This is a genomic window from Microseira wollei NIES-4236 (genome assembly GCF_020521235.1).
In the GTDB taxonomy this organism is placed as follows: domain Bacteria; phylum Cyanobacteriota; class Cyanobacteriia; order Cyanobacteriales; family Aerosakkonemataceae; genus Microseira; species Microseira wollei.
Genome location: NZ_BLAY01000285.1, coordinates 1 through 8,172, shown reverse-complemented (window position 1 = coordinate 8,172; position 8,172 = coordinate 1). Strand labels below are relative to the sequence as shown.

At 44.5% G+C, this 8,172-nt stretch carries 10 protein-coding genes; 6 read left to right on the top strand and 4 right to left on the bottom strand.

Annotated features, from left to right (window positions below):
• The coding region (locus tag MiSe_RS45930; protein ID WP_264197049.1) for a sulfurtransferase at positions 1-677 on the bottom strand (677 nt) is incomplete at its 3' end.
• 100 nt (positions 678-777) lie between these two features.
• Here MiSe_RS45930 and MiSe_RS45925 point away from each other — a divergent pair.
• The 4 genes from MiSe_RS45925 to MiSe_RS45910 are packed head-to-tail and all read left to right on the top strand — an operon-like array spanning position 778 to position 2,848.
• Complete coding sequence (locus MiSe_RS45925) at positions 778-1,446, top strand: helix-turn-helix transcriptional regulator (protein WP_444980637.1); 669 nt, start codon at positions 778-780, stop codon at positions 1,444-1,446.
• 53 nt (positions 1,447-1,499) lie between these two features.
• Positions 1,500-1,883, top strand: a complete 384-nt coding sequence (locus MiSe_RS45920) for a hypothetical protein (RefSeq protein ID WP_444980636.1) — start codon at positions 1,500-1,502, stop codon at positions 1,881-1,883.
• Positions 1,873-2,220, top strand: a complete 348-nt coding sequence (locus MiSe_RS45915) for a DUF5615 family PIN-like protein (protein WP_444980635.1) — start codon at positions 1,873-1,875, stop codon at positions 2,218-2,220. The genes MiSe_RS45920 and MiSe_RS45915 overlap by 11 nt, the downstream gene beginning before the upstream one ends.
• A gap of 25 nt (positions 2,221-2,245) precedes the next feature.
• Entirely contained in the window at positions 2,246-2,848 is a 603-nt protein-coding gene (locus tag MiSe_RS45910; RefSeq protein ID WP_226593534.1) for an HD domain-containing protein, read from the top strand.
• A gap of 294 nt (positions 2,849-3,142) precedes the next feature.
• Here MiSe_RS45910 and MiSe_RS45905 read toward each other — a convergent pair whose 3' ends face one another.
• Positions 3,143-3,796 carry a hypothetical protein gene (locus MiSe_RS45905; RefSeq protein WP_226593532.1) on the bottom strand — a complete coding sequence of 218 codons (654 nt, stop codon included), beginning with the start codon at positions 3,794-3,796 and terminating at the stop codon, positions 3,143-3,145.
• 55 nt (positions 3,797-3,851) lie between these two features.
• Entirely contained in the window at positions 3,852-5,228 is a 1,377-nt protein-coding gene (locus MiSe_RS45900; RefSeq protein WP_226593530.1) for a cytochrome P450, read from the bottom strand.
• A 183-nt stretch (positions 5,229-5,411) separates the two neighbouring features.
• On the opposite strand from MiSe_RS45900, the gene MiSe_RS45895 reads away from it, so the two are divergent.
• Positions 5,412-6,107 carry a hypothetical protein gene (locus MiSe_RS45895; RefSeq protein ID WP_226593528.1) on the top strand — a complete coding sequence of 232 codons (696 nt, stop codon included), beginning with the start codon at positions 5,412-5,414 and terminating at the stop codon, positions 6,105-6,107.
• 59 nt (positions 6,108-6,166) lie between these two features.
• Here the strand turns inward: MiSe_RS45895 and MiSe_RS45890 are convergent, their stop codons facing one another.
• Positions 6,167-7,288, bottom strand: coding sequence for a site-2 protease family protein (locus MiSe_RS45890; RefSeq protein ID WP_226593526.1), 1,122 nt, complete (start codon positions 7,286-7,288; stop codon positions 6,167-6,169).
• Positions 7,289-7,512: 224 nt separating this feature from the next.
• Between MiSe_RS45890 and MiSe_RS45885 the strand changes: the two genes are divergently transcribed.
• Positions 7,513-8,004 (top strand): 2TM domain-containing protein, encoded by a 492-nt coding sequence (locus MiSe_RS45885; RefSeq protein WP_226593524.1) that lies wholly within the window; start codon positions 7,513-7,515, stop codon positions 8,002-8,004.
• The last annotated feature ends 168 nt before the right edge of the window (positions 8,005-8,172 follow it).

The window sequence follows — 8,172 nt, the reverse complement described above, 5'->3', positions numbered from 1 at the left end:
TCCAACAACTCTTGTGGGATAGGCGTCTCGCCTGTCAAAGAGTTTGTTTTTTGCAAAGGTCTAATAGAATTCTCCAACAACTCTTGTGGGATAGGCGTCTCGCCTGTCAAAGAGTTTGTTTTTTGCAAAGGTCTAATAGAATTCTCCAACAACTCTTGTGGGATAGGCGTCTCGCCTGTCAAAGAGTTTGTTTTTTGCATAGATATAATAGATTCTCGTACCTCTTCGTGCGACGCTCGCAAACTAGCATCAATATCCTTTACAGAGTACTGCGTTGGGGCAAAAGTTGACAACTCTGTGGCGACGGGACGACCTTCTGAAATCCATTTCTGATATCCACCATTGAGGACGCGCACGTTGTCGTGTCCAAACAGTTTTAACAGCCAGAATATCCAGCCTCCAGTTGCTGGATAACTGCCGTAGGGAACTACTGTTGTTTCGTTTGTTATACCAGACTGCGACAGCAGTTTTTCTACAGCGATGCGATCGCAATTAATACTCAGATCTGGCAATAGCAGATCGGTAAAAATATTCCAGAAAACTGCACCGGGGATGCGTGCATTTTTACACGAATCTGGACTGATATCGACTTCTACGACGCGGATGTTGGCACGATCTAGATGTTCCTCCAACCATTGGGTATCGACAAGCACTTCGGGATGGGCGTATTGAGACATGGTTTTCTCCTGGAATGGCACTAAAGCTAAGATAGGGTGATGTTGGGTTTGCGCCTAGTCCTCGATCGGGTACACTTTGATGAATTTTGTCAATGGAGTAATGGCAGAATCTTTGCAGTCGTTGTTTGAAGCAATTAGCCAAGTGCGGGATGAAGAAAGTTTGCGATCGCGCATTATGGTGCGAGTCGGTAACTATTTTGCTGCCAAACGTTGGAGTCTTTTTTTCTATGAAGAACTTCCACCTGTTCCAATGCAAAATTCCAGCCTTTTCAAATTGGCATTGTCTTTAGAACACAATCCTGTTTTGCGTTATTTAGTTGAACGCCATGCTCCCGTTCATGAAGAATTGTTGTTACCGCCGGGACTCTGGGAAACAATTTGTCCGCTGGCAGATCACGGGCATGTTATGGCTGGGCCGATTGTCAGTCAGGGTCGTTTAGTAGGAGCAATTGGCTTAACTCGCGAGCGGGGAACTGCGGCATTTGACGCTCATAATTTGAACGATTTAAGCGCAATTTGCCTGCATTTATCAACTAGGTTAGTTACTATAAAGTATTTAGGATCTCAATTCAATTCACCCAAGATTAATCGTTTAACTCCGCGCGAACTTCAAATTGCCTCCCTCGTGGCAAAAGGACTAACCAATGCCCAAATTGGTGCTGAACTTTGGATTACAGAAAACTCGGTTAAACAGGCTTTAAAAAGAATGTTTCGGAAACTTGAGGTTTCCTCTCGCTCTGAGATGGTTGCACAGCTATGCTCTCATTGATCGGTTTAAAATATGCTTAGGATTAGATATTAGCCTTGATTGACGTTATTTCTATGTCCCTACAGCAGCTAAAAGAGCAAGCCTGCCAACTCTCTGTGAGCGATCGCCTCACACTGGTGGGCGCTATCATTCAATCCCTACAAGATACTCCCCAAACTGAAGACTGGCAATATTTAGTCGCTCGCCCTCACCCTTGGCGCAAACAGCTTTACATCAAAGGGCGTAAACTGCTTGCTTCAACAGTTTGGCAGGATGCGCGCACCAATCAAATGTCGCCAGAGCAGGCAGCCGAAAATTGGGATTTGCCAGTATCTGCTATCTACGAGGCAATTCATTATTGTGAAAGCCACCAGGAACTACTGAAACTAGAAGCTGAAGAGGAACGCTATCGTTTAGAAGAAAAAGGAGCCTCAATTGAGTCTACGAATGCTGCTTGACGAAGATTCTCAAGCTAAATATTTGGTCAATCTTCTTCAGGCAGCGGGTCATGATGTAATTACAGTTAATACAGCAGGCTTAATGAATCGTTCAGATTCAGTTGTACTGGATTATGCCAGACAAGATCTGCGCTCGCTGCTCACCCGCAACTGTAATGATTTTCAAGAACTACATCAAGCCAACCCGGTACACCCAGGAATTCTAGCAGTTTATCAGGACTCAGACCCATCCAAAAACATGAGTTATCAAGCAATTGTAAAGGCAATTGCAAATCTAGAGGCAGCAGAATATCCTATTGGAAATCAATTTGTGATTCTCAATAATTGGAATTATTGACCGATCAATTTATTTCCGGTGTGACATGCAGCAGCGACTCGCTCAACAAATCCAGTTCATTCTTGAAATCGACAAGCTCAAGCAAGTGCTGCGGCAAACTTTGCTGACTGATGCTTCTAGACGCGAAAACAGCGCCGAACATTCTTGGCATCTGGCGGTCATGGCAATGCTATTGATTGAATATGCTCCCGTTCCTGTCGATGTGCTGCGGGTGATGAAGATGGTGCTGATTCACGATTTAGTTGAGATCGATGCAGGTGATACTTTTTGCTATGACATGCAAGCCAACCAGCTGAAGGCGGCGCGAGAACTTCAGGCAGCGGATCGCATTTTTGGACTGTTACCCTTGGCGCAGGGTGCAGAAATGCGATCGCTTTGGGAGGAATTTGAGGCGCAGCAAACCCCAGAGGCTCAGTTTGCCAACGCACTCGATCGCCTGCAACCTTTTTTGCATAACCAGCAAACCCAAGGCAGCACCGGGCGCATTCACCATATTACTCGCGATCAGGTAATGCAGCGAATGCAGCCGATTGCTACTGCAATGCCAGAAATTTCGGCATTTGTGGAACAAGCGATCGAGGCGTGCGTCGCAGCAGGCTATCTCAACATTGAGGCAACTTCCGTTTAATCTTTGATTTGGAACAGAGGAACGCGATCGCTTAGAAGAAAAAGGAGTCTCAATTGAGCCTACGAATGCTGCTTAATATCAAGTCCGATACTACCGGACTCGTATAGTTAATGGTGTTGTAGGGGCGGGTTTTACCAGATACCTTTGATTAAAAGAGAATTATATTGATAAACCCGCCCCCCGCGCGATGCCAAAGCCTTGCAGACATGATATAAAGAAGATTCTCAAGCTAAGTTTTTGAATCAAAAATGGTGCGTTACACTAACGTTAACGCACCCTACTGTTACTTGTGCATCAATCCACATGTCCAGTCAGTATTAGCACTAATAGAGTCAACCACCTAACGAATGGTCTCACCAGTGCTAGTGTGCCGAGACTCAAGATTGTCGCCCACAAAACAGATACTCGGCTCAACTCCAACCATATCCCCACGCTAATCAAAATTGACACCACCCAAGTCACAATTGGTTCTATATTGCTCCAATCGATCTCAGAGATATTTCCGAAGATATTAGCTAAAGGGTTTGTTAGCAACAGCCACCATCGATCGGACTCTGTTAAATCCAAAGAGTTCTCCATATAGAGATCGACTTGACCTGTTTTATGACGATAGTCGTTAAAACCTTTGCATGTAAAAACGCGCCCGTCGTATTTGATGTTACAGGTTTCTGGGCCGGCGAGCGGTCTATTTAAGGTAAATTCAACCTCAAGTGATTTACGCTTCAGTAAGGTTCTACATCGGGTAACATTATATCGAGAATGTTGCCAATCGCATAAAAACTGATGTCCGGACAAAATAATACTTCGATCGCCCTCTCCAATCCTCAACTCGGCAATCGCTCCTCCAACAGAAATCGGCCCTCCCCAATACATCACAGCTATAGCGATGACCAGGCAGTAGGCTAAAATACTCCAATATGAGTGCTGAAACAATCTTTGTCTATTCATAAATCAATTAATTGCGTAGGCTCTCTTCGACAGCGTAACGCACCAACAACTCCAACTATGAAACCGAAACAGGAGTTTTTGCTAATTTCCGTTCCCCAGTCACAACCATTCGCATTCCTGCTGGTGCCGCTAATGTTAAACCGCGACGCACGGGTTTTACGGGACGTTTGTTAACTAAAGATAGTTCAAACCGCGACAAAATTGTTGCCAGTACCAGCTTCATTTCATACTGAGCAAATGCCATCCCGATACAGCGACGATTCCCACCGCCAAAAGGTAAGTATTCGTATTGGGAATATTGCCGTTCTAAGAAACGTTCTGGTTTAAATTGTTTGGCTTCGGGATAGACTTCTTCTCGATGGTGGGCTAAATAAATACTGGGAATTACTACTGCGCCAACTGGTAATTTATAACCCATAATCTCCAGGGGTGCTTTGACTGTCCGGATGAAGGCGCTGATAGCAATTGGATAGATGCGGAGGGTTTCAGAGCAAACGGCGGTGAGATAGGGCAGTTTGGCAATGGCACTCGGTTCTTCATCCGCACTTGCCAATTCTTTGAGCAATTTTTCCCGCACTTCTGGCGAACGATCTAGCCAATAAAATGCCCAAGTTAATGCAGAAGCAGTCGTTTCGTGTCCCGCTATTAATAATGTCATTAACTCATCGCGCAATTCTGACTCTGATAACTGGCTCCCGTCTTCGTAGCGCGCCGCTAACATTAAACTGAGGATATCTTGCCGATTTGAGTTTGATTCTGCCCGACGTTCTCGAATTAATTCAAAGATTAATTCGTCAACTTGTTGCTTTTGACGTAATATTTTTCCCCAAGGACTCCAAGCACCCCAATCTTGTTGTAAAAATGGAAAAAAGAAGGAGCTTGACATTAACGGCGAACTTGTTATTTCTAGTAGCGAATTAATTAATTGCCGCAATTGTTGGAATTTTTCGCCTTCATCAACGCCAAATACTAATCGCAAGATAACCCGCAAGGAAATTTCTTGCATCGACTGGCGGATATTGAAGGGTTTGCCGATTTTCCAATTATCGCTGACTTCACGGCTAATTTCGCAGATGGTTTGACCGTAGGCGCGCATTCTCTCCCCGTGGAAGGGTGGGGTGAGGAGTTGGCGATCGCGTTGGTGGCGATCGCCATCTAGCAAGACGAGGGAATTATCACCGAGTAAAAATTTTAACCCTTGGTTTCCCCGTCCTGCGTCTAATTTGCTGGCATCGGCATTAAAAATCTGCTGTAGGGCTTGGGGTTGACTAAAGTATACAATCGGCGTGTTTTGGCGACCCCATACGGTGAAGGTGTCACCGTAGGTTTGCGCGAAGTCGTCTAAGTATGAAATGGGTTGCGTAATGAACTTGATTAATCGTAAAAATACGGGCATGTTTGGCCCATTGGGGAGGCTGTTGGTAGGTGTCATAGCTTGTGATGTGGAGGTAGCGCTAAAGAAATCTTAAGCTGCAAGTCCCTGATAAAGCGATATATTCTTTTTATAACGAACCGCACCAGGGGCAGACAGAGGCATCGACGGCAAGATATACAGGTAGGCTGAGGTATGCGATCGCCTCATTGATGTACTTTATAAGGGGATTGGGAGGAAATTATGGCTCGAAAAAATATTAAGGATAATTCCAACGATGCTGTTCAACCATCTCACACAATCGATGTTTCAGCTTCGACTGTGGTAGAAAAGGATACAAATATCGTTGAACCGGAAATAGAAGTTACAGAAGAATTGCAGGAACATGCTGATGTTCAAGCGCAAAGTAATGGCTTTAATCAAGCTGCTTTAGAAGCAACGATCGCAGAATTAAGAGCGGCTTTGGAAAAAGCTAATCAACGAGAAGAAGCAACAGTCGCTGAGTTGAGATCGGCTTTAGAAAAGGCTCATCAACGAGAAGAATCGACAGTCGCCGAGTTGAGAGCAGGTTTGGAAAAAGCTCATAAACGAGAATATGAGCTTCAAGAAAATGTTTATCAGTTAAAGTCCGAGCTTTACGAGCAAAAAAGTTTGGTTCAAAAGCTTGATCAAGAGATCGTTCAAGCAAATTTGAAAATCAAAAATGAGCTAGAGCAAGCTAAGAAAACGGCGTTGGAACTGGCAGAAGCTAATGGCAAGCTGATTGAAGAAATTCAAGGATTGAAAAAAGATAAGCAAGAAAAGCCAACCCCGCAAGCTATTGTGCCTAAAAAACAGATTACCGTCCCTAAAAAATCAATTCCGATAATCGAAAAGCTCCCGCCAGAAAAACCAGGGGAGCCTGCTAAAACTTCTTCGCCGATGTGGTTATTGGATTAAAGGATTTCAGATTTCAGGTTTTAGATTTAGGATTAAATAAATCTAAAATCTGAAATTCTCTATGCGAGTTTTGCTTGTGCTTGTCTTTGCAGCAGGTTGATAATTGAAGTTTTTTCTAGCATTCCTACTAGCACTCCGTTTTCGCGCACAACGGGGATTTCATAAACCTGCTTTTGTTCGATCAGGGTTACTACGTCTAGTAAGGATTGATCGGCTTTGATTGTTGTGCTTGGATCGACGGGTTGTACGAGTTCTTTGACTAAAGTATGAGGCCAAAGATCGACGGGGATGGTTTTTAAAGCGTCTACTGCGATCGCACCCACTAAATATCCGCTTTCATCAGTTACCAAAAACTTGCGCCAGGTGTCTTTGCCAATTACGTACTCGTTGGCAAATTCTCTCAAAGTCAGCGATTCTAAGATGATCGGACTATTAGGAACAACCGCATCAAGAGCCGTCAAGCTTGAGAGTTTATCTTGCACTTTAGCAGATTGGGCAAACTGAGTGGCATTTTGCAGCAAGAACCAACCGATTAATAGCGTCCAAAAGTTGGGAAAACTGCCGAATAGTACAGGAAGCAATCCAGATATAATTGCTATCCAACCAAAGATTTGACCGACGCGACCTGCAAATACAATACCTTTATATTGATTGCCGGTGATTTTCCAAACGATCGCTTTGAGGATATTTCCACCATCGAGAGGTAAGCCGGGAATCAGGTTGAATAAGGCTAACATCAAGTTGAGCGATGCTAGCAGTCCTACAATTGCTGCCACTGGCCCGGAAATGGTAAGGTTAGTGCCAACGACGGTAAACAGACCGAACAGCAGCAGGCTGACCACTGGCCCCGCGATCGCAACCCAAAATGCTTCCGCTGGCGTCTTGGACTCTTTCTCCAAGCTAGCTAACCCGCCAAACAGAAATAAATTAATCGATTTGACTTCAATTCCCTGACTTTTGGCAACGAAACTGTGTCCCAATTCGTGCGCCAAAACAGAGGCAAACAACAGCAAAGCAGTCATCAATCCCAGTATCCACGGGATTCCCGCACCGAGTCCGGGAAACAAAACCGCCAATTGATTGCTATATGTCCAAGTGAATAAGGTTAAAACAAAGAACCAGGACGGATGGACGTAAAATGGTATACCAAATAGGTTGCCAACGCGAATAGTGCCGTTCATCTGGCCTCCTGCGATTTATCTATGTTTCCAGTGTAACGAAATGTAAAAAGGGTTTTAATCTTTCTGCTATAGCGGTATCCGTCCGTTGAGGTACGGTTTTCTGGTGGGAGACTTCCCATAAGCTATCGTATAAGTAGGTTGGGTTGAGGTAACGAAACCCAACCGACAGATTTGTAATATATGTGACCGCTTGAGAAAAAAATTTATTGCAATCTACGCCGATCATGCAAACCGACAACAGCAAGATTACCCGCGTCTATAGCCAAGAAGAGATCCAGCAAATTCTGCACCTGGCGATTTCCCGTCAAAATTATGAAGGGGAATTTAGCCGCGATCAGCTGGTGGAAATTGCCGCCGAGTTAGAAATTTCCCCGGAAAACCTACTAGCAGCAGAACGGGAGTGGTTGTCCCAACAAGGCGAGTTGCAAAAGCGGCAAGCGTTTAATACCTATCGACTTGGGAGATTAAAAAAGCGCTTCGGTAATTATGCGATCGTTAATACTTTTTTGGTTCTGCTTAATCTAGTCGGTGCTGGAACGCTAACTTGGTCCCTGTACATTCTATTATTTTGGGGGCTAGGTCTTGGCCTCAATGCTTGGAATACTTTTCAATCCGACGGCGAGGACTACGAACGAGATTTTCAAAAGTGGAATCGTCAAAACCAGTTGCGACAATCGATTAATAGCTTTTTTAATAATTTCTTGAAAGCTTGGTAAGACATAGAATTTCTATACAACAACCAAATAAACGCCCACATGCTAAAGCATGGGGCTACACAAACAAAGCCTGCCAGAGCAGGCTCAAATCCTTACAGCCCTTGTCTTGCGGGCTTTGTTTGTATAGCCACACCCTTAAGGGTGTCGGCTAAAGCATGGGGCTACACA

Bases quoted from the DNA above. Each gene is read 5' to 3' on its own strand.
- MiSe_RS45925 (WP_444980637.1), top strand. From the start codon at position 778: ATGGCAGAATCTTTGCAGTCGTTGTTTGAAGCAATTAGCCAAGTGCGG.
- MiSe_RS45920 (WP_444980636.1), top strand. From the start codon at position 1,500: ATGTCCCTACAGCAGCTAAAAGAGCAAGCCTGCCAACTCTCTGTGAGC.
- MiSe_RS45915 (WP_444980635.1), top strand. From the start codon at position 1,873: ATGCTGCTTGACGAAGATTCTCAAGCTAAATATTTGGTCAATCTTCTT.
- MiSe_RS45910 (WP_226593534.1), top strand. From the start codon at position 2,246: ATGCAGCAGCGACTCGCTCAACAAATCCAGTTCATTCTTGAAATCGAC.
- MiSe_RS45905 (WP_226593532.1), bottom strand. From the start codon at position 3,796: ATGAATAGACAAAGATTGTTTCAGCACTCATATTGGAGTATTTTAGCC.
- MiSe_RS45900 (WP_226593530.1), bottom strand. From the start codon at position 5,228: ATGACACCTACCAACAGCCTCCCCAATGGGCCAAACATGCCCGTATTT.
- MiSe_RS45895 (WP_226593528.1), top strand. From the start codon at position 5,412: ATGGCTCGAAAAAATATTAAGGATAATTCCAACGATGCTGTTCAACCA.
- MiSe_RS45890 (WP_226593526.1), bottom strand. From the start codon at position 7,288: ATGAACGGCACTATTCGCGTTGGCAACCTATTTGGTATACCATTTTAC.
- MiSe_RS45885 (WP_226593524.1), top strand. From the start codon at position 7,513: ATGCAAACCGACAACAGCAAGATTACCCGCGTCTATAGCCAAGAAGAG.